The 21,613-nt window shown below is 37.5% G+C and carries 22 protein-coding genes and 1 riboswitch; of the genes, 3 read left to right on the forward strand and 19 right to left on the reverse strand.

Features of this window, described 5'->3' with window-relative positions; genetic code table 11:
• Nucleotides 1-14: 14 nt before the first annotated feature.
• From dltB to IGM04_RS10800, 5 genes are all read right to left on the reverse strand, one after another.
• Nucleotides 15-1,220, reverse strand: coding sequence for a D-alanyl-lipoteichoic acid biosynthesis protein DltB (dltB, locus tag IGM04_RS10780; protein WP_002382500.1), 1,206 nt, complete (start codon nt 1,218-1,220; stop codon nt 15-17).
• Nucleotides 1,217-2,737, reverse strand: a complete 1,521-nt coding sequence (gene dltA / locus IGM04_RS10785) for a D-alanine--poly(phosphoribitol) ligase subunit DltA (RefSeq protein WP_086317995.1) — start codon at nt 2,735-2,737, stop codon at nt 1,217-1,219. The genes dltB and dltA overlap by 4 nt, the downstream gene beginning before the upstream one ends.
• Nucleotides 2,738-2,751: 14 nt before the next feature.
• Complete coding sequence (locus IGM04_RS10790) at nt 2,752-2,901, reverse strand: teichoic acid D-Ala incorporation-associated protein DltX (protein WP_002356384.1); 150 nt, start codon at nt 2,899-2,901, stop codon at nt 2,752-2,754.
• A gap of 203 nt (nt 2,902-3,104) precedes the next feature.
• Nucleotides 3,105-5,201, reverse strand: a complete 2,097-nt coding sequence (locus IGM04_RS10795) for an ABC transporter permease (RefSeq protein ID WP_002384061.1) — start codon at nt 5,199-5,201, stop codon at nt 3,105-3,107.
• Entirely contained in the window at nt 5,191-5,958 is a 768-nt protein-coding gene (locus IGM04_RS10800; RefSeq protein ID WP_002356382.1) for an ABC transporter ATP-binding protein, read from the reverse strand. Before IGM04_RS10800 ends, IGM04_RS10795 begins: the two co-directional genes overlap by 11 nt.
• Nucleotides 5,959-6,363: 405 nt before the next feature.
• On the opposite strand from IGM04_RS10800, the gene nrdD reads away from it, so the two are divergent.
• Together nrdD and nrdG are read left to right on the forward strand one after the other, a co-directional pair.
• The gene (gene nrdD, locus IGM04_RS10805) at nt 6,364-8,547 is read left to right on the forward strand and encodes an anaerobic ribonucleoside-triphosphate reductase (protein ID WP_086317994.1); all 2,184 of its coding nucleotides are present in this window, start codon (nt 6,364-6,366) and stop codon (nt 8,545-8,547) included.
• 32 nt (nt 8,548-8,579) lie between these two features.
• Nucleotides 8,580-9,176: an anaerobic ribonucleoside-triphosphate reductase activating protein gene (nrdG, locus tag IGM04_RS10810; RefSeq protein WP_002356379.1), complete on the forward strand. Its 597-nt coding sequence runs from the start codon at nt 8,580-8,582 to the stop codon at nt 9,174-9,176.
• A 44-nt stretch (nt 9,177-9,220) separates the two neighbouring features.
• On the opposite strand, the gene dinB is transcribed toward nrdG, so the two are convergent.
• The 14 genes from dinB to IGM04_RS10880 form a co-directional block, all read right to left on the reverse strand.
• Complete coding sequence (gene dinB / locus IGM04_RS10815; RefSeq protein ID WP_306297584.1) at nt 9,221-10,336, reverse strand: DNA polymerase IV; 1,116 nt, start codon at nt 10,334-10,336, stop codon at nt 9,221-9,223.
• Nucleotides 10,337-10,464: 128 nt separating this feature from the next.
• Nucleotides 10,465-11,223: an ABC transporter permease gene (locus IGM04_RS10820; protein WP_002356377.1), complete on the reverse strand. Its 759-nt coding sequence runs from the start codon at nt 11,221-11,223 to the stop codon at nt 10,465-10,467.
• Entirely contained in the window at nt 11,207-11,869 is a 663-nt protein-coding gene (locus IGM04_RS10825) for an ABC transporter ATP-binding protein (protein WP_086317992.1), read from the reverse strand. Before IGM04_RS10825 ends, IGM04_RS10820 begins: the two co-directional genes overlap by 17 nt.
• 14 nt (nt 11,870-11,883) lie before the next feature.
• Complete coding sequence (rsmI, locus tag IGM04_RS10830; RefSeq protein WP_002356373.1) at nt 11,884-12,756, reverse strand: 16S rRNA (cytidine(1402)-2'-O)-methyltransferase; 873 nt, start codon at nt 12,754-12,756, stop codon at nt 11,884-11,886.
• A 111-nt stretch (nt 12,757-12,867) separates the two neighbouring features.
• Nucleotides 12,868-13,215 (reverse strand): DNA replication initiation control protein YabA, encoded by a 348-nt coding sequence (locus IGM04_RS10835; RefSeq protein ID WP_002356372.1) that lies wholly within the window; start codon nt 13,213-13,215, stop codon nt 12,868-12,870.
• A complete protein-coding gene (locus IGM04_RS10840) occupies nt 13,208-14,047 on the reverse strand; it encodes a PSP1 domain-containing protein (RefSeq protein WP_002356371.1) in 840 nt (279 codons plus the stop codon). Before IGM04_RS10840 ends, IGM04_RS10835 begins: the two co-directional genes overlap by 8 nt.
• A gap of 116 nt (nt 14,048-14,163) precedes the next feature.
• Nucleotides 14,164-15,114 carry a DNA polymerase III subunit delta' gene (gene holB / locus IGM04_RS10845; protein ID WP_002384059.1) on the reverse strand — a complete coding sequence of 317 codons (951 nt, stop codon included), beginning with the start codon at nt 15,112-15,114 and terminating at the stop codon, nt 14,164-14,166.
• A 1-nt stretch (nt 15,115) separates the two neighbouring features.
• Nucleotides 15,116-15,445: a cyclic-di-AMP receptor gene (locus IGM04_RS10850; protein WP_002356367.1), complete on the reverse strand. Its 330-nt coding sequence runs from the start codon at nt 15,443-15,445 to the stop codon at nt 15,116-15,118.
• A 19-nt stretch (nt 15,446-15,464) separates the two neighbouring features.
• A complete protein-coding gene (tmk, locus tag IGM04_RS10855; protein ID WP_002356366.1) occupies nt 15,465-16,103 on the reverse strand; it encodes a dTMP kinase in 639 nt (212 codons plus the stop codon).
• A 208-nt stretch (nt 16,104-16,311) separates the two neighbouring features.
• Nucleotides 16,312-16,908, reverse strand: coding sequence for a recombination mediator RecR (gene recR, locus IGM04_RS10860; RefSeq protein ID WP_002356363.1), 597 nt, complete (start codon nt 16,906-16,908; stop codon nt 16,312-16,314).
• Nucleotides 16,909-17,083: 175 nt separating this feature from the next.
• Complete coding sequence (tenA, locus tag IGM04_RS10865; protein WP_002372337.1) at nt 17,084-17,746, reverse strand: thiaminase II; 663 nt, start codon at nt 17,744-17,746, stop codon at nt 17,084-17,086.
• A gap of 11 nt (nt 17,747-17,757) precedes the next feature.
• Nucleotides 17,758-18,411 carry a CbiQ family ECF transporter T component gene (locus tag IGM04_RS10870; protein ID WP_002359432.1) on the reverse strand — a complete coding sequence of 218 codons (654 nt, stop codon included), beginning with the start codon at nt 18,409-18,411 and terminating at the stop codon, nt 17,758-17,760.
• Nucleotides 18,402-19,760, reverse strand: coding sequence for an ABC transporter ATP-binding protein (locus IGM04_RS10875; RefSeq protein WP_002379779.1), 1,359 nt, complete (start codon nt 19,758-19,760; stop codon nt 18,402-18,404). The genes IGM04_RS10870 and IGM04_RS10875 overlap by 10 nt, the downstream gene beginning before the upstream one ends.
• Entirely contained in the window at nt 19,757-20,320 is a 564-nt protein-coding gene (locus tag IGM04_RS10880) for an ECF transporter S component (protein WP_002359429.1), read from the reverse strand. Before IGM04_RS10880 ends, IGM04_RS10875 begins: the two co-directional genes overlap by 4 nt.
• Nucleotides 20,321-20,424: 104 nt before the next feature.
• Nucleotides 20,425-20,515: riboswitch (TPP riboswitch) on the reverse strand.
• 178 nt (nt 20,516-20,693) lie between these two features.
• Here IGM04_RS10880 and IGM04_RS10885 point away from each other — a divergent pair.
• Nucleotides 20,694-21,479 (forward strand): TraX family protein, encoded by a 786-nt coding sequence (locus tag IGM04_RS10885; RefSeq protein WP_086317991.1) that lies wholly within the window; start codon nt 20,694-20,696, stop codon nt 21,477-21,479.
• Nucleotides 21,480-21,613: the final 134 nt, after the last annotated feature.

A 21,613-nucleotide genomic window follows, 5' to 3' on the forward strand; every position in this document is an offset into this window, starting at 1 on the left:
ATTTTTATTTTTATTTATTTAAACCATAGTTTGTCTAAAAATCCTGAGAAAATCAGGAAGCTGACACAAACCGCTTGGAAAGTTAAAAAGACTGCAAATGCATGTGTAAATTTGTTTGATGGTATCTTGTCTTTATGTTTTTTCTTAAAACGTAGCCAAGCATCTGTTACACAAATTAGTGTTGCATGGTAGAGCCCATAAGCGATGTAGAACCACGTTAATCCATGCCAAATGCCCATGATTAAGAACAACGCAAAGTAACCAATATTAGAAGTCACGATCCGACTTTTAAAGACTTTCTTTTTCATTAAGAAAAACATTAAGCGCATGTAAATGTAATCACGGAACCAAAAAGATAAGGTCATGTGCCAACGATTCCAGAATTCTTTAATATTCCAACTTAGAAACGGTTTGTTAAAGTTCATTGGTGTATCATAGCCCATTAAATAACTTGTGCCAACGGCCAGTAAACTATAGCCTGCGAAATCAAAGAATAGATACAAACTGTAATTATACATATAGCCGACTGTCCACCAGGATAAACCACCTTGTGCCAAGGCCATTTTTTCCACATGTGGTAAAAAGACACCACCAAGATAATGACTGATAATAAACTTATATAAAAATCCTAGAAATAAATAAAAAATTCCTTTTTCTAAAAAGTCTAAATATTTCTCCGCACTCGGCGGGTTTTTCAAATCTTTTTCAAAGCGCCGATAACGATCGATGGGTCCTGAAGAAATAGTCGGGAAAAACAAGAGAAACTGAATGTAACGAAACGGATGATATTCTTTCATTACGCCATCCCGTAAATCCATGACCACTTGGACCGCTTTAAAGGTTAAATAAGAAATCCCTAAAAAGCCAAGTAAAGTTGTTTTGCCTGTCATGAAGGGAGAAACTTTCACCCAAACAAGCGGTAATATAGCTAAAAAGACAGCCAGATAAAAGACCCAACCTGCATTTTTATTTTTTCGATAAGCCGCATAGCCCCACGTTAGTAACGTCTGATAAATAACATATACAATCAGAGCGACTCCTTGTTGCCAAAATTCGCCACCAAAACTGATATATAGAAAGACCAGTGTCACGAGCGTTTGATACCAAGGCCAACGTGTCCCTTTAATGGCTAAAGTTAAAATCATCGGCAACAAGGCCGCAATTAGCAGAACAAAGTAATACGGTGCATTATAGGGAATCATATGAGGAAAATTCATCATGTGGCATTCACCTCATTCATCAACCCTTTCCGATCAATTTTGCCATTACTTGTCAAAGGTAATTGTTCAACATATACAAATTTTTGCGGAATCATATAGTCCATTGTCAACGTGGCTAATTCTTGTTTAATTGCCTTAGTTAATTGAAAATCACTTGAAAATTCATGTGCTTGCGGAACGACATAGGCAATTAATTGTTGGACTTTATTTCCTTGATATTTCGGCACAACGACTGCTTGTTTCACGTAGGAAACATTCGTTAAGTGATGATCCACTTCTTCTAACTCAATGCGGTAGCCATGCAATTTAATTTGAAAATCTAAGCGTCCCTCATACTGCAATAGGTTATCGACTAACTTTCCAGCATCGCCTGTGCGATAAGCTGGTACGCCATCTAATTGGAAAAAAGCTTCAGCTGTTTTCGCAGGATTATTTAGATAGCCTTTGGAAACACTTGGTCCAGCAATGACGATTTCACCAATTTCACCTGCAGGTAATTTTGACATGCCTTCCATAATATAAATTTGCGTATCCTCTTTCACATACCCAATTGGTAAACGTTGGACACTTTTTAAAACTTCTTGAGTGATTTCAATGGCACTAATCGCTACAGTCGCTTCTGTCGGCCCATACGTATTATAAATATGCGCAGTTGGGAAACGAGCGGCTAATTTCTCAGCCGTTGGTTTTGGTAATTCTTCTCCACAGAATAAAAACGTGCGCAGTGCTGGTAGATGTTCACCATCAAAGGTTGGTTCCATTAGACACAATTCAATAAAGGACGGTGTTGAAACCCAGACGTCGATTGTTAATTGTGGCAAACGCGTAAATAATTGTTTAAAATCGTTAATGATTTCATTGGGTAACGGAGTTAATGAGCCACCTAACGCCAATGCGGGATAAATAGACATCACTGATAAATCAAACGAATAAGGTGCCTGTGCTAAAAAGCGGGCCCCTTCTTCTAAACCAAAATCTTGCAACAACCAATTCGTAAAGCTAACTAAATTATCATGGCTGATTTGCACACCCTTTGGTACGCCAGTTGTCCCTGAAGTGAAAATGATATAGTAATTACTTGCTCCTGTGACAGGCGTCAACGCAGGCGCATGTCGGGGTGCATGCATCATCATTTCTGTTAATTCTTCCGCCGTAATTACTGGCACTTCGGTGGCTAACTCAGGCCATTCATGCACAGCAATCACTGCGGTTGGTTTGGCTACGTTTAGAATTAGTTCAATGCGTTCTTTTGGTGTATGTGCATCAATGGGGATATAGCTAAAACCAGCTTTCGATGCGCCTAGAAAACTCACAATCATTTCAAAATCTAATTCTCCGTATACGACAATCGCTGACTTGTCCGTTTTCAGCTCAGCTAAATAAGCGGCTAGATTGTCTGATTTTTCTTTTAACTCTCCATACGTAGAGACTTTTTCTTCGGTTAAATAAACAGGACGTTGGGGTTCTTTACGTGCCCATTCATCAATCGTTTGAATCATATTAATTACTTTTTCCATGTATAGCCGCCTCCTTAAAACTCGTTATAAATGAAGGTTCCTCCATTGATATTCTTGTAATGATAAAGATAAATTAATGCAATGACAATGAAAGAATAAAATAACGTTTTACCGATGAATTTAAGACTTTCGTTATTGAGAATTTTCTGAAAAGTTGTTTTCATTATCATTCACCTCCTAAGGTTAATCGCTATCCATTATTTTATGCTATATTTCAGCAAAGTCCATTGAAATTTCTTACAATTTAATAAAAAAACTAACAATTTCGTCACTTCTTAAATTTTCATGATTTTCATAAACGGAACTCTCATAATTTTTTCGCATAAAGAAACTGTAAAAACCGCTTCACAACGGCTTTTACAGTTTTTTAAAAATGGATGTGTCGAATCATCCGCGCATAAATGGCAGACGTTAAAATATAAAAAATTAGATAAACAATTATTAAGATTCCACAAGAAAGATATACTAACAAATATCCTGGACTCTTAATAAATTGGCTTAACAAATAAATGGCAAAGGTGGTATGCAAAATCCCAATGACCATCGGCGGAAAGAAAATCAAACTATTCTGTCGATAAATTTGCTTAGTTATCGCTTTACTAGAAACACCCATCCGTTTTAAAGTCACGTAATCTTGACGCTCACTTACAGCTGAAAAGAGTTGTCGTAACATCAAAATACTGCCCGTAATAAACAACGCTAAAATTGCCACAAACATGGAGACATATAAAGTCAAGCCGTTAATTTTTCGTTCATAGCGTAAAGAGGCGTAGCGATCATTCATATTTAGCCGCCAAGTTTCTGTGACATCATCTTGCGTATTCTTTACCTCTTCGTTAGGCATTTGTTTGGCAAAACCACTCAACTGCTGGTTATTTTTTTCATACTTATACAAAATTGGCGCTTGCCATTCTGTGGCAATCTGTTTATTTACGGCTTCATAAAGTTTTTCACGGCTTTTCGTGTCAACATTTACGGCGTTAATCTGATACTGAATGGAATTTTTTGTCACTTTCTGATAAAGGGCATCGGAAACGACAATCGTTGGTAAGGAATATTGCAATAAAAAATTGCCTAGATAGTTAGGCAGCACTTGTTGCAGTTGTGCCTTCTCTCCTTCAACAAATTGCAGTTTCGATTCATAACGAGACATACCACTTAAAATATTGGTAAAGCTATCCATATAGATAACACTTTGGTCATTTTTTAAATGTAAATCGTTTAAATAAGGATTAATTTTTTGATAGTTGCGGTAATTTGAGAAGGATAAAACATTAACTGCTTCAATCGTTTCTTGTTCCTCTTGCGCTTGACCAATTCGCAAACTTCGTTCAATTCCAGTAATTTTATAAGAAAGTGTCACTTCATTTTTTATTTTGGTGTCCTTCGCTTCATCGAGAACTTTCTTCAATTTAGGATAGCTTTCCTGTGAAACTAAAAAGTCCACGGGGCCATCACTGTTGACCGTGTGCATACTAATCGTATACACAAAAACCATCACGCCGATCCCACTCAAGGCTGTCGCAATTAACAAGGTCAAACCAGTGAGTGTTTTGCTACTTTTAAATAAGTAGCGTTTGGCATTGCCTAAAGTAATCATGCGTAAATCTTGGTAATACCATTTTTTTCTATGATTAAATAAGCGAATGATAAAATACATGGTATAACGGAAAAATAAATAAGTTCCCACCACACATAGACCCAAAATGATAAAAGGCGTCAATGTAATAATCATCGGAATCGAGATATCCAATGAATCATTTAATTGTTTATACACAATACCTGTCGCTAAATTCCGAAAATCAAACGCAATAAAATAACCAGCCAGTAAACAAATAGGTCCTAAAATACCTAGAAACTGCCGCCGTTTCGTTAAACGACTATAATTAATTTGACCAATTTTTTCTTGGTGCATAAGCTGCGACAATGGATAACGATAAATCATCCAAATACTTCTTAAGCAGACAATCAAAATCATAAATGCAAAAGCTACACCGGTTTCAATAACGGAACGCCAAGAAATATAGAAGAAACTGGGGACTTCTAAAAACATAACTTTGGCTAAAATCATTGAAAACAACTTGGTGAAAATCACTCCTAAAATAATTCCATTAATTAGTGAAACAAAGCCTAAAACTAAATTTTCTACTAAAAAAATTAGTGAAACTTGGCTCTTTCTCAAGCCAATTAATCGATACAAGCCAATTTCTTGGCTACGTTTTCCTATAAAAAAACGATTTGCTGCCAACATAAAGCCCAAAATAATAATGGTGACTAAGGTACTACCAAGTCCTAAAGATCGCTTAATTTCGATATCACGGCCTGCACCTGCGACAAGAGGCTGGTTGTAAGCAATCGCACGGAAACAATAATAAACGACCGCTGCAAAAGTCATACTAATGTAATAAACCAGATAGTTAGGTACATGAGCTTTTAAATTTTTTAATGATAGTTTAAAAATCATTTGCGCGCCCGCCTCCACCAATCGTTGCTTGCATATCTATCACACGATTAAAAAATTCCTTACGTGATCCTTGACGAACAACTTCTGAGAAAATCGCACCGTCTTTAATGAATAAGATGCGATTGCAAAAACTGGCCGTGTACGGGTCATGTGTCACCATCAAAATTGTGGCATCATCATGCAGATTAATTTCAGCTAAATATTTCAACAATTCTGTTGCTGATTTTGAATCCAGTGAGCCAGTTGGTTCATCTGCAAAAATAATTTTAGGGTTCGTAATCAAAGCACGAGCAGCTGCTACCCGTTGTTTTTGTCCCACAGATATCTCTGGTGGATAAGCAGATAAAAGCTCCTGAATCCCCAAAATCGAAGTCACATGTAACAAACGTTTATCCATTTCTTCTAATGAAACTTTTTCTACAGCTAAAGGCAACAGAATATTGTCCTTCACATTTAACGTATCAATTAGGTTAAACGATTGAAAAATAAACCCCATTTCGTTTCTCCGAAAATCACTTAATTGATTATCTCGCATTTTTAAAATATCTTGTCCGGCGATGCGCACGATTCCTGCGGTTGGCAAAATAATCGAGGATAAGACATTCAACAGTGTCGATTTCCCAGCACCGCTGGGACCCATAATCCCCACAAATTCGCCTTCATCAACGGTAAACGAAATATTATCTAATACTTCTGTTTTATTATTTAAACGACCATATGTCTTGCTGACATGGTTTACTTCTACAATTTTTTTCATTTTTCTCGCTCCAACGTTTTGTTATTACTCTTATTTTACCAAGAAAAAATCTGAATGAACATCGTTTTATCTTACAATATCGTTCGGTAGTCAAAGAATAATTGGCATTTCGTGAATAAATCCGCAAACAATTATTATTTAATAATTGTTATTTTTTAGTGTTGCTTTTAGCAATTTGGCAAAAAACTCTTTGCTGTTTTTTAATTTGGACAAAGAATTTTTTTCACACAAAAAAATTTGCTCAATCCTTTTCTTCATTTGTTTTCATATTTTTTCAAAACAGCACAAGCACAATATATAGTGTTTGTCTAGTGATATTTTACTAAAAATACGCAATATATCGATTGAATTTAGCCGACCTTTGTATTAGGATAGTTACTAACGAGATATAAGGAGCTGGATAAAATGATGAAGATTACTGATGAAAAAGCCGAGGATGTTAATCTCTCAACAATTAAAGTCATCAAACGAGATGGTCGTTTAGTGACTTTCGATGATCAAAAAATATACGACGCTTTGATCAAAGCTGAACAAAAAATACATGACCAAGTCACTCCTTTGACACATCAAAAAGTCCAATCGATTGTTGCCGATGTCAATCGAGAAATTGCCGAACGTTTTACCAATAACGTAAAAATTTATGAAATTCAAAATATTGTGGAACATACTCTGCTATCCAACAACGAATATGCCTTAGCCGAAGAATACATTCATTACAGAACCCAACGTGATTTTGAGCGTAGTAAAGCGACTGATATTAATGTATCTATCGGCAAATTAATTAATAAAGATCAGACTGTCGTGAACGAAAATGCCAACAAAGACAGTGACGTTTTTAATACGCAACGTGATCTAACCGCTGGGATTGTTGGAAAATCAATTGGTTTAAAGATGTTGCCTTCACACGTGGCTAATGCCCATCAAAAAGGCGATATTCATTACCACGATTTAGATTATCATCCATATACGCCCATGACAAACTGCTGTTTAATTGATTTTAAAGGCATGCTAAACAATGGCTTTAAAATTGGGAACGCTGATGTCGAATCACCAAAATCAATTCAAACGGCTACTGCACAAATTTCTCAAATTATTGCCAATGTAGCTTCCAGTCAATATGGTGGTTGCTCTGCCGATCGGATTGATGAATTATTAGCGCCTTTTGCGGAACGTAATTATGAAAAACATTTAGCAGATGCGCAAGAATGGATTGAAGGAGAAGAACGCCAAAAAGCATTCGCTCGGAAGAAAACGAAAAAAGATATTTTTGATGCCATGCAAAGTCTTGAGTATGAAATTAATACCTTATTTACTTCCAATGGACAAACCCCTTTTACTTCTCTGGGATTTGGTTTAGGTACCAACTGGTTTGAGCGAGAAATTCAACGGGCGATTTTACAAATCCGAATTAATGGTTTAGGGATTGAAAAACGAACAGCTATTTTCCCAAAACTGATTTTCACAATTAAGCGCGGCGTCAATGCGCAACCTACTGATCCAAACTACGATATTAAACAACTGGCACTGGAATGCGCAACGAAACGCATGTATCCTGATGTTTTAAACTATGATAAAATCGTTGAACTAACAGGTAGTTTTAAGGTACCAATGGGCTGTCGTTCCTTTTTACAAGGCTGGAAAGACGAACAAGGTGAAGAAGTAAATGTTGGCCGAATGAATTTAGGCGTTGTGACCTTGAACTTACCAAGAATCGCTTTAGAAGCGCAAGGAAGTCAAGAAAAGTTCTGGCAAATTTTAAATGAACGTTTAGCGATCGTTAAAGATGCTTTGGCTTATCGGGTTGAACGTGTTAAAGAAGCTAAACCAGCGAATGCACCGATTTTATACATGTATGGTGCATTTGGAAAACGTTTAGCTACACAGGATGCCGTAGATGAACTGTTTAAAAACAAACGTGCCACGGTTTCGCTTGGCTATATTGGCTTGTATGAAGTGGCTTCTGCCTTTTACGGCGGTGCTTGGGAGGACAATCAAGAGGCCAAAAACTTTACACTGGATATTTTAAAAGAACTGAAAAAAAATGCCGACAACTGGGGCAACGAATACGGCTATCATTTTAGTGTCTACTCTACACCGAGCGAAAGCTTGACTGACCGTTTTTGCCGTTTAGATACTGAAAAATTTGGCATCGTCGAAAATATTACAGATAAAGAATATTACACAAATAGTTTCCATTATGATGTACGCAAAAATCCAACGCCTTTTGAAAAACTTGATTTTGAAAAGGATTATCCAAAATACTGTTCTGGTGGTTTTATCCACTACTGTGAATACCCCATGTTACAGCAAAATCCCAAAGCACTTGAAGCTGTCTGGGATTACGCTTATGACAAAGTTGGCTATTTAGGAACCAATACGCCAATTGATCATTGTTATGCCTGTGGTTTTGAAGGGGACTTCCATCCAACTGAACGTGGCTTTGAATGTCCAGAATGTGGCAATCATGATCCTAAGACTTGTGATGTCGTTAAACGGACTTGTGGTTATTTAGGTAACCCGCAAGCTCGCCCAATGGTACACGGTCGTCACAAAGAAATTTCCTCTCGTGTGAAACATTTAAAAAATTAAACTCGATTATTCTATAGAAAGAAGTTTTGCTGATGCGTAATCCGAAACCACAAGAATGGAAAACCGAAGACTACAGCCAAAAAAAGATTGCCGATTACAAAGCGTTCAACTTTGTTGATGGCGAAGGTGTACGCAATAGTTTATATGTGAGCGGCTGTCTCTTTGCTTGTGAAGGTTGTTTTAACAAAGCTGTCCAAAATTTCAATTACGGTACGCCGTTTACAGAATCTTTAATGAATCAAATTATTGAAGATTTGTCCCATGACTATGTCCAAGGTTTGACTCTTTTGGGTGGTGAACCCTTTCTGAATACAGATGTTTGTCTTAGTGTAGTCAAACGTGTGCGGGAAACATTTGGCTCAGCCAAAGATATCTGGTCTTGGTCTGGGTATACCTTTGAAGAACTACTTTTAGAAACGCCTGATAAGCTTGAACTACTCCATTCAATTGACATTTTAGTTGATGGGCGATTTGAACTGGCAAAACGTAATTTAAATTTACAATTTCGTGGCAGTAGTAATCAACGGATTATTGATGTACCCAAATCACTTGCTGCTGGCAAAGCTGTTATTTGGGAAAAATGTCATGACGCCGAAACGTCTTATGAACAAATCAAAAAATCAATTTAAAAAAGTTAGCCCTTTAGCCATCTCTTGAGGATGTGTCTAAAGGGCTAACTTTTTTCCCATAAAGGTAAAACAATGTTTTCATACGCTAGTGGATCTAAATTCGTTAAAGTAATGCCTAATAAACGGATTCCTTGTTCTAAACCTAAAATATCTTCCCAAATTAAATTCGCTTGATAGAAAAGTTCTTCTTTTTTAGAAATATATTCAGGTAATGTCACACGTTTCGTAATCGTCGTATAGTCAGTATAACGAACTTTTAGGACTACTGTTTTGCCATGTTTTTGCACTCGTTGCAATGCACGCTCAACACCTGCTGCTAATTGTCTCAATTGAGCCGTAACCTGCTCTTCCGTCGTTAAAGGGGTGCCGTAAGTATGTTCCTTGCCTACCGACTTACGATCTCTAGTCACTTGAACTGGCGCATCATGGATACCACGGACTTTACGATACAATGAATAACCCATTTTACCGAATAACCGAATCAACGTCATCTCATCTTGCTTGTATAAATCTGCTCCAGTAAAAATCCCTAGTTCATGCATTTTAGGCACTGTTTTTTTCCCGATTCCGTGGAAATCTTCAATCGGTAATGATTTCAAAAAATCTTCGGCCTCTTCTGGTAAGACAACCGTCAGGCCCTTTGGTTTCTGAAAATCTGATGCTAACTTGGCTAAAAACTTATTGTAACTAACACCTGCCGAGCAAGTTAACTGCAATTCATGCCAAATATCATATTGGATCATTTTCGCAATTTTAATAGCCGACTTACTGTTGACCTTATTTTCAGTTACATCTAAATACGCTTCGTCAATAGATACTGGTTCAATCACATCTGTATAGCGGCGAAAAATTTCACGGATTTCTTGAGAAATTTCACTATATTTCTGATAATTACCTGGCTTAAAAATGGCACTTGGACATAGTTCATACGCCTTTTGAGCACTCATAGCCGAGTGAATACCGTACTGTCGAGCAATATAATTCGCTGTGGTCACCACTCCTTTGCCCCCAGTATCACTTGGATGGCGCGCAATAACTAACGGATGTCCTACTAGCTCTGGATGATCTCGTTCTTCAACTGAAGCAAAAAACGCGTCCATATCTATATGTATAATTTTTCTCGACGTATCTTTTTTTAAGGGAAAACGTAATTCGCTCATCATTTTGATTCGCCTCCTCCCTCCATTATATACGAACGTCCGTTCTTTTTCAAATTGAAACTTCTTTATTTCAACCAGAAAAAGCTGAAAATCCGTGAAGTTATAAACACAGATTTCCAGCTTTTTAATTAAACAACCAATTGTTTTTGTTGATTATAGTAGCCTTTATAGGCAAGATAAGTTGCAATCACTGAACCAATACTTGTTGCTGATAGCAACATAAAAGTCACCATAATCTGATATTTTATCGCATGGACCGGATCAACGCCCGCAAAAATCAAGCCTGACATCATCCCAGGCAAACTAACAATTCCGACAGTTTTGGCAGAATCAATCGTCGGCGCCATCCCGGTTTTCACACTTTGTTGGATGATTGGTAAAGAGGCGAGTTTGATAGTTGCACCTAATGCTAGTTTCTCCATTACCGCTTGCCGTTGGTTTTGAAAAAGAGTATCTAAATTGCGATAGCATAAGCCAATTGCCACCATCGAATTGCTGGCAATCATCCCACTGATAGGAATGATTTGAGAAGGAATAAATTTAATAGAACCAGAAAAAATCAAAATACCAATGGTAATTCCTGTACTACAACCAATCGCAATGAAAGAAATCAAAAAGCCCTTTTGTAATTGCTGACTACGTTTTTTTGCATTAAAGGCTGCGTTGGAAACAATCACCAAAACCATGATGAGCGTTAAAATCAGGTTATTGACTTGAAAAACATATTTTAATAAATAGCCGACTGCGACTAATTGAATGACTGCTCGAATCACACTAATAATAATATCTTTGGTAAAACCTAATTTTTCTTTAGTACTAATAATTAATGCGACCACCACTAGCATGGCTGAAAAAAATAAGGACAAATTATTAACTGCTAAATCCATCTGTCGGCGCCACCTTTCTTGCTACAATACGAATCACTTGCTGTGCTTGCTGAATTTCTTCGGTATCATGCGTGACACGAACCAGCGTGACTCCTTGCTCTTTGTTTAATTGGTTTAACAATTGATTGACAATCTGTTTGCTTTCTTCATCTAATCCCGTTGTAACTTCGTCTAATAATAAAACATCTGGTACAAAAATAATGTTTCGTAGCAAAGCAACCCGTTGTCGCTCACCACCAGAGAGTTCGGCTATTTTCTTTTCAAGATAAGCAGCGGGCAATTTCACTTGTTGGAGTAATGCCACGACTTTTTCCTGATTAAACGCTTCTTGTCTGACGGTAAATGGAAATAACAAATTATCATACACGGTTTCACCAAATAAAGTTGGCTGCTGAAAACAATAAGAAACCTTTTGGCGGTATGTTTCGATTGACATTGTAGTAATTGGCGCTTCTTGATAAAAAATTTCGCCTTCTGTAGGACTTAATAATGAAGATAAAATTTTTAAAAATGTACTTTTCCCGCTACCTGAAGGACCAACAATTGTTGTATTGCTGCCTGTTTCAAATGACAAATCAATATCAGAAAGAATGCTACGACCATTTACTTGATAAGACACGCCTTCTGCTCGCAATAAATTACTCATGTTTCTCTCCTTTTTTAAATGGAATGATATTCTTTATATACTTCTTGTTTTTTTACATTTCTCAATTTGGCCACTTCTTTGATTGCCTCTTTGGAACTCCGTCCCTCTTCCTCCATTAAAACTTGCACATGTTCCTTGAGGGAAATAGCTGGCATTGCTGCTATTGTCTCTTTCTCACCAGTAAATCCGCTAACTAATAAACAACACTCGCCTTTTAGCGTATTTTCTGCTAAATATTCTGTTAGTTCTCCTAAGGTACCACGCAAATACTCTTCATGAAGTTTCGTTAATTCTCGACAAATCACAGCGGGGCGTTCTTGACCATAGACTTCAGCAAACGTTGCGACCGTTTTAGCAATCCGATAGGGGGACTCATAAAAAATCTGTGTCGGCCGCTCTTCTTTTAATGCTGATAACACGTCTTTCTGTTCTTTTTTCTTTCTTGGTAAAAAACCATAAAACGTAAATGGCTGTGGTAAAAGACCCGAGGCAATCAAGGCGGTCATTCCTGCCGTAGGTCCTGGCAAGGCAATCACTGCCAGTTCTTCTTCAAGACATGCTGTAACCAATTCATGACCAGGATCACTAATTGAAGGCATACCTGCATCGCTAACTTGGGCAATCGTTTCACCACTCAGCAATCGTGTAATCAGTTGAGGAATTCGCTCTTTGTAATTATGTTCGTGTAAACTAATTTGTGGTGTTGTAATCTCAAAATGATTTAGCAATTTTTGTGTGTTTCTTGTGTCCTCACTAGCAATCACCGTTGCTTCTTTCAATATGTTTAAACAACGAATACTCATATCTTCTAAATTGCCGATCGGTGTTGGGACAAGATACAATTTTCCTTTTGTTGTTTGCTTATCAAAACTTTTCTGTTTTTGCATAGCGCATCCCTCATTTTCCTTTTTCGTTCTATAAATAGATAAAGGTTTGATTTGACAATCGATTGACTGTCAAACCAAACCTTTCCTTTTTATTTGCAGTGTCCACTAGACTTAACGCGTACGTTCCCCATAAATAACATCAAGACAAAAGGCACATTCTTCATCATTTTCACGTCTTGAACCATATAAAATATTGCAGACATGGAAGCCCTCTTCATAAAGTTTTTCCAAATTCATACGTGATTTTGATAGCTCTTGTTTTTCAGTTTCAGTTGTATTTCCTGCTAACTTATTCAGTTCTTGGAGATGCTCCCGTAAGCGTTGGTTTTCGATTTCCAACGTGGTATTTTTTTCTACCAACTCATGGAGTGCTGCTTTAATTTCTCTTAATTGTGTCACTGAACTGTCTAAATCAGTTTCCAACGAATTTAATCCATCATAGAGCGAACGTTTATCCATTTTGATCACCTTTTTCAGCAGCAACTTTCGCAGTAGCTTCTTTGATTTCTTCGTAATCATAATCCGCTGCGATTTCACGACCATGCAGACGAACTTTGACAATCCGACTTAATAGATTCAACCCGACGACTTTGCCTTTGCCATCTGGTGTTATTACTTCTTTTCCATAATCTGGTAATTCTTTTTTAGCGGCTTCATATTCGTCGTTTTCGTATTTCAAACAACACATTAAGCGGCCACATAATCCCGAAATTTTGACAGGATTTAAAGATAACCCTTGATCTTTAGCCATTTTGATTGAAACTGGCATAAAATCTCCTAGAAATGTTGAGCAACACAGTTGTCTGCCACAAGGGCCAATGCCACCTAATATTTTCGCTTCATCTCGGACACCAATTTGACGTAACTCAATTCGCGTCCGGAAAATAGCCGCTAAGTCTTTGACTAATTCACGAAAATCAATTCGCCCATCTGCCGTAAAGTAAAAAATCATTTTGCTACGATCGAAGGTATATTCTACTCGCACTAATTTCATTTTTAAGTCATGAGCTCGAATTTTTTCATTGGCAATGCTTTTGGCAGCTTCTGCATCAGCCAAATTTTTTTGTTCTTTTTCTAAATCATTGGCTGTTGCTTTATTTAAAATGGGTTTTAGGTCCTCTGGTAAATCGTCTGAATCGACTGTTTTTTTAGGAATAGCAACAGTAGCTAATTGTTTTGACTGTTGAGATTCAACGAGTACTTTCTCATTATAAATATACTCAGATTTTCCAGGAGCAAAATAATAGATATGACCGGCTTCACGGAAGCGAACTCCTACTACTTCTACCATTTTATTCCTCCTAATCTAGTTCAAGTGAACGTCGCTTCAATCGGTTAAGGAACTTGCTGAAACAACTAAGTTCCTACTATATTATGAAACTGAATGCCACTTGGCACTTTTTTCCTTTATGATTTAGGGTGAATCATTTGGATAACTAATTGTTCACAAACATTTTGCCAACTAACATTGGCAGTCCATTTTTGGCGTGCTTTCAAAATTAGCGCCAACCGTTCCGCCTGCTCTTCCGTTACTTTTTTGGCTTGCTGTGTCGCAACACTTTCTTCCAATAATTGACGGTAATAAACCATGAGCAAGTCAAAGCTAAGCGCTTGTTGTTCTTTTTCCTTAAATACTTTGACCATTTTCTTCTGAACGTAGATAAATGCCTGTAAATCATTACTTTTTAGATAATTAAACCATTGCAAAATGATTTCCCTAGCTTCATTAAACCATTCATCTTGAGAGATTTCAACTGCTTTCTCAAAACTATTTGTCAGCTCAGCTAAAAGGGTTGCAGTCTTTTCACCAATCCCCTGTTTGATTAAGCGATCAATTAATGTTTTTTTGACTAATGGTTGAAAATGTAAGGTTTGGCATCGTGATTGAATCGTTGGTAAAATTCGAGAAAGCGAAGTGGTTTCTAAAATAGCTAAAATTTGTCCTTCTGGTTCTTCTAAAAATTTTAAGAGACTATTGGCTGCGCCGGTACTCATTTTATCTGCTTCTTGAATTAAGAAAACTTTTTTAGCAGTCTCAACCCCACTTTTAGAAAACTCCGCTTTTAATTCACGGATTTGGTTCACTTTGATGGTTTGCCCATCTGGCGCAATTCTTAAAACATCTGGATGTTCATTTTCATTAATCCGCACACAATTATGGCATTCGTTACAAGGCTGTTGATTTACTAAATTCGTACAAAAGACATGTTTCGCCATCCATAAGCCAAATTCTTGTTTTCCAGTTCCTGTATCTCCTTCAAAAAGATAAGCATGGGCAAGACGACCATGCTCAAAACTTTTTTGGAGTTGCTTGTACAGCAAAGGTTGCATTTGCTGTAGCTGTTGTGCTTCATTCATCTTAATATTGATGGAATCCTTCAACTGGTAAGACGAAGCAAGTAGCGCCGCCTACTTCAACTTCCACAGGATAAGGAATTTGGCCATCCATTGTGATATCTAAAGTCACAGGTGTTGAAACATATTGTTTTCTTGATTGACATGTTTCTTTAATTAAAGCTAATGTTTCGTCGACACGTTCATCATCAATCCCAATAATAAATGTGCTGTTTCCCGCTTTTAAGAACCCACCTGTTGAGGATAATTTTGTAGCACGAATATTGGCATCAATAAATTCGTTGGCTAATCGGTTACTATCTTTGTCTTGTACAATGGCTAAAATAATCTTCATGGTCTACACCTTCCTATAATTAAAAGTTTTCTGGATAACGTTCAATAATCGCCTGATACGTTGCTTCTACGACAAGTTCTAAACTCATCCGTGCATCAATCTTTTTGATACGTTGTGGATTTTCTTCTGCTAATTTCAAATATTCATGACGAACACGTTGATGAAATTCTAATCCTTCTGAATCTAAGCGATCAATTTGCTGTGTTCGATTTTCTTGAATCCGCCGTAAGCCAGTATCTGAGTCAACGTCTAAATAAATTGTAAAATCTGGTGAGACACCTTCTGTCGCAAACGCATTAATTGAAGCAATGGGGGCAATCCCAATTCTACGCCCAGCGCCTTGGTAGGCTAATGAGCTGTCAACAAAACGATCACATAGGACTAAATGACCTGCTTCCAAAGCTGGCAAGATTTTTTCCACTAAATGTTGACGACGAGCAGCTGCGTAAAGTAAAGCTTCTGTTCGCTCATCCATTCTGTCATTTCTTGGATCTAAAATAACTGTTCGAATCTTTTCGGCAATCGGTATGCCGCCTGGTTCTCTTGTAGTGACAATTTTTCGTTTTGACTCTTTAGCTAATCTTTCAGAAACTTCCTTCAAAACACTGGTTTTACCAGCACCATCTGGACCTTCAAATGTGATAAAAATACCCTGCACGTGCGAAAACTCCAATCAATTTTTACTTGTATCTATTATACTTCATCTTGCTCTATCAGTCTAATTGAAATCCTTATGTCCTATTTAAAGTGATGCATCCGCTGAAAAAAAGAAACTGAAAAAGAAGTACGGAAAAGCTTGAACTGCGACATTTTCTCACAGAAACGACCTACTTCGATTTCAACTTCTTTTTCCAACGATGTTTCTTTTAAATTTCTCGACGCCCTTCGACTGCTTTTAGCAAGGTTATTTCATCTGCATATTCAATATCGCTGCCGACAGACAAGCCGTGTGCCAAACGAGTAACGGTGATTCCAGCTGGTTTAATGAGCCGTGATAAATACATCGCCGTCGCTTCTCCTTCAGTGGTAGCGTTGGTTGCTATAATGACCTCTTTCACTTCATCATCGTGCAATCGTTTGATCAAAGAGGCAATATTAATATCTTCTGGTCCTGTTCCTTCCATCGGTGAAAGCACCCCGTGAAGTACGTGATACAAGCCTTGATATTCACGCATTTTTTCCATTGCCATAACGTCTTTTGGTTCTTCCACTACTAAAATAATACTACGGTCACGATTTTTATCTTGGCAAATTTCACAAGGATCTTCTTCAGTAATATTTCCGCAAATACTACAGAAATGGAGATCTCTCTTGACACTAATTAGCGCTTTTGCAAAAGCATTAGCATCTTCTTCTTTCATATCAATTGTATAAAAAGCAAGCCGTGTCGCTGTTTTTTGACCAATTCCTGGTAATTTCATATAACTTTCAATCAATTTTGCAATCGGTTCTGGATAATTCATGAGGCTTCTACAGTCCTTTCTTAGCAAGGCGTTTCTGTTATTACTGAGCGAGTTACAACAGATTTTGCGTCACTGAATATCTTATCACGCCCTGTCAAAAAAGCAACTGACAATTACTGCTTTCTAATACAAAAACAAGTCGTTAGTTACGAGCACTAAACGACTTGCTTTTGTATTAACCAATCCAGGTTTCGTGTGTATAGGCCATTTCCCAAAAAGCGTATTCCATCTCACTGCTGATAACAAAAGCGGTGATCATAGCTGCTTGTTCTTGTGGTGAACTTTCTTCATATAATTGGTCTAACAGTTGGCGTTCCTCTTGGACGTGTTGGTACGCTTCCTCCCCAGCATAGGTTTCAATCCAACGTTGGTACAGTGGCTCTGGTGAGTGTTGTTTGACTAACTGTGCACCAATTTCTTGATAGAGCCAAGAACAAGGCAACATACTTGCTGCGGCCGTCTTAGGCGTTCCTTCAATAAGTTGGCGATACATATGAGAAACATAGTGATACGCGGTTGGTGCAATCGGTGTCGCTGCAACTTCTTCTTCCGTAATCGCTAGTTCTTCAAAAAAAGTTTCACGAATAGCTAATTCGCCCAACGCGAGATTTTCCGCATTTGTTAAGAGTAATTTTTTCAATCGAGGTTGTTGCGTTTGTGCCGCAATCAAGCGATAAAGTTGACTAAAATGTTTTAAATAGTAATGATCTTGAATTAAATAGTAGCGAAAAATCATTGGACTCAAGGTTCCTTCATGTAACTCTGTGATAAAAGGATGCTGAAAACTCCCTTGCCAAGAAGCTTGAGCTTGTTCTTTGGCTTGTTCTGTAAATGTCATAGGTTTCTCCTTTACGTTAGAAAAATAAACAAATTTGTAAAAATGATGATCAAAATAGCAAGCCCAAGACTGACTTTTGCTGACACAAAATGCTCTTTTCGACTTCTGGTGGCTCCTTCTTCATAGCCATGGGCAGACATTGCTTCCGTATATTTATCTCGCCAAGAAACAGCAACGAGCAGTGTTTTAACATAAAGCATCGGCGACCAAAAATGAAACGTTTTGCCACGGAGTAGGCTTGCTTCTTTTAAATCATTAATTTCTCTTTTCACTTCCGGTAAGGCGTGAACCACCACTAAAATTCCATAAACAAAGTTTGGTGCTAGCCCCTTTTGTTCCAATAACAACAATAATTCTTCAAAATCAACTCCTACAGCAAAAGCTAGTCCTAAACCGGCAAAGGCATACGTTCGACTAAACAAAAGCCAGGCTTGTTGACTACTCGTACCATGCAAATAAATAGACCAAAACGTCCCGATTGCTGGTAAAAGTGGCAAGAAAAATAACCAAAGCAGTAAGCGGGATTTTCGCTGGCCTATTAAAAAAATGATACAACCCATAAAAACCGCCAAATTTGCCAAAATTGACTGAGAAAAAGATAATTCAAAGGTCAAAATAAGAATCAAAGAAGCATAAATTGCTGCATTTGTTTGCTTTATTTGCATGTGGTTCCCTCCTGCCAGATAATCAGTTGTTGCTGCAGCAATTCTATTCGATAATTGCTCACGCCAGAGAGAGGTTCTAGCCGATGCGTGACGATTAGAAAATCTTGTTGCGCACTTTTTTCTTTGATCCATTCAACAAAATAATTGCATGCTCGCTCATCTAATCCAGCAAAAGGTTCATCTAAAAGTAAACAGTCCAAATCTAAGCTCAGCAAACTAATTAATTGCACCATCTTTTTTTGCCCTTCACTTAGTTGAAAAACACTGTGCTCTAGTTTTTCTTTTAAACCTAAAAAAGTTAAGGCTTCCTCTTGTTTTCTTCTTTTTTCTGCTGTCATGTTCTGACCAAACAAAAGCTCTTCTCGTAAAGTCAACGTGACAAACTGACGATTGGCTTGTTGCACCGCTAATGTCATGTGTTGATACAATTTTTTTGAAGCCCGCAAGCGGCGGCCTGCCAAGAACATTTTCCCTTGATATTTTTGTCTCTGAACGATGGCTTTTAATAAGGTGGATTTTCCCGCCCCATTTGGCCCCGTCAACGTGGTAATTCCTTTAAACAAAAGCGCTTCTTTTTCTTCAAGTAGCACTCGTTTTCCCTGAGACAAACGAAAATTTTTCAATTGGAGCATTGGTTGTTTTACCACAGAAGTTGTAAGCTGAAATGTCTGCGGTTTTGTTTTGATAAACGTCAACGGTTGTTTTTCAAACTGGCCGTTTTTCAACGTGACGACTTGGTCCACAACATCAGCGTAATCGTTGAAATCGTGGTCGCACACCAAAATCGTTTTGCCTGCTTGATGGAGTCTTGCTAAAATTTGAATAAATTGTTTTCGAGAGGTTGGATCAATACTTGCAAAAGGTTCATCTAATAAAAGAATATCTGGGTTCATTGCTAGCAGAACTGTCAACGCCGCTTTTTGTTTTTCACCACCAGATAACGTCGCTAATTCTCGTGTGAATAAGGTTTGAGTCTGAACAAGTTGAAGCGCTGTTTGGATTTTTCGGTTCATTTCTTCAGGCGAGATTCCTAAATTTTCTAAAGCAAAAATCAGTTCTCGTTCCAAGGTTTTCATTGTAAATTGTTGACTGGGGTTTTGAAACAGCATGCCAATTTTTTGCGCCTTTTCACGAGTTGATAATTGTCGGCGTTCCATTCCTTCAATCAAAATTTCTCCTTGGTAATCAAGCGGAGCAAATCCGGCAATCAATCGTAAGAGCGTTGATTTTCCACTACCACTATCGCCAATTAATAAGGAAAACGTTCCTTGAGGAATTGCTAAATTTGTCTTTTCAAACAAGGGTTGTTCTCGTGAAAAGGACACAGCTTTTAATTGGATACTATTCATTTTGCCTTCACAGCTAACCCTTGCGCAGACTGATACATTCGTAAAATAACTTTCGTTAAGAAAATACCAAAGAAACAAATAGAAACGAATCGAACGCTAATTAAAGCAATGTTCATCCCTAGACCGTAATTGCCATAACCAAACTTAAAGTATTCATACACATAACTAAAAATAGTCGTCCCAATCGCACTATAAAATAACGTTAGTGTATCGTACCGTTTGTAGCGTGTCACAAAAAAGCCACTTTCACTACCTAGACCTTGAATCACACCAGAAATTAATACACTAGGTCCGAAATACGAACCATAAAGCATTTCTGCCAAAGCGGCTAAAACTTCCGCCAAAACAGCACTTCCCGCTCGTGGAATCAGCATCGCTGCAATTGGTGCCACCATGGTCCACATTCCAAATAAAAGCTCATTGGCAAATGGACTCAGGCCTAATGGTAACAGCGCAGCATTCAATAACGCATAGAGGAACCCTGCCCCCATAAAAACACCGCCAAACAAAAAGGCTAAAAAAGCGAGTAAGACGACTTGTTGCAATGACCATTTTTTCAATAAAAAAACTCCTTTCTCTTAACAAAAAGCAAAAGGAGTGACTTAAATAAACCCTGATAAAAGAAAACACACTCATCCTAGGACAGAATGAGTGCGTGAAAAATCAAAGTAAATCGGCATTTCCCTGCGACAGTACTAACTGCATCAGGTTCAATGGGTATCATCTCAGCCATAACAGCACCCCAAATGTTTTTTATTAAAATGTACTTTTACTATAGCATAGAATAATTATAAAAACTAGTCTTGGCACTTTTTTCTTTCATCAAAAGCTGAAGAAATCAAACAATTTTGTAAGATAACTGTTAGGCAAATAAATGGTTGGTTTTTCTGGACTTTGTTATATTGTTCTTTATGAAAGAGAGGCGTTTATACTATGGGTAAAACATTAACTGGCTTTCACTTGAAAGTCATTGGGGTTATTTCAATGGTCTTTGACCATCTATTGCAATTTTTTAGTTTTTTAGGCGTGCCTGGTTGGTTCGGATGGATTGGACGAATTGCTGCACCTATTTTCTTATTTGAAAGTTCTGAAGGCTTCATTCACACAAGCAATCGGCGAAACTACATGTTCCGGTTATTGTTAGGCTTCTGGATTATGGGGATTCTGAACGGCATTTTAAATGCGTATTTTTCAACAGGTGGCTTAATTATCAATAATATTTTTGGGACGTTATTTTTAGGTACGGTCTACATGCAGTCTATGGACTATTTTAAACAAAAACAAATTGGTAAAGGGCTTCTTTGGTTTATTGTGCCTTTATTAATCAGTGCTCTACCTCTCGTTGTTTTTAGTTCTCCAGACATATTAAGCAACCCTGCTATCTTAATTGGTTTCCAAATTTTCAATCTGATTGTGCCATCACTAATGGTGACAGAAGGTGGGTTTTTATTTGTTCTCTTGGCCGTGGCTTTTTATTTATTCCATGGCAAAAAGTGGTTACAAATTTCAGCAATTGGCGTTGTTGCGTTGATTTCAGCAGCCAGCTATAATTTCCAAGAACTATTCGGGGTGAACCACCAATGGATGATGATTTTAGCAGCGATTCCAATTGTTCTTTATAATGGTGAAAAAGGCCGTGGCATGCGGAATTTCTTTTATATTTTCTATCCAGCTCACATTGCTATTTTTGCAATTATTAGTTTCTTCATGCAACGTTAATTATTTTCTGCTTGACGATTGCCTAAAAACTGTTTACAATGCAACATGTAAACAAATCGTACAGATAACACGCAAGTTGCGTGTCGAGAGAGAGGCGGTTTCTATTCTTATAGAAACTGCTTCTATTTTTTTAC

This window comes from Enterococcus sp. DIV2385, assembly GCF_051711925.1.
Lineage (GTDB): Bacteria > Bacillota > Bacilli > Lactobacillales > Enterococcaceae > Enterococcus > Enterococcus faecalis.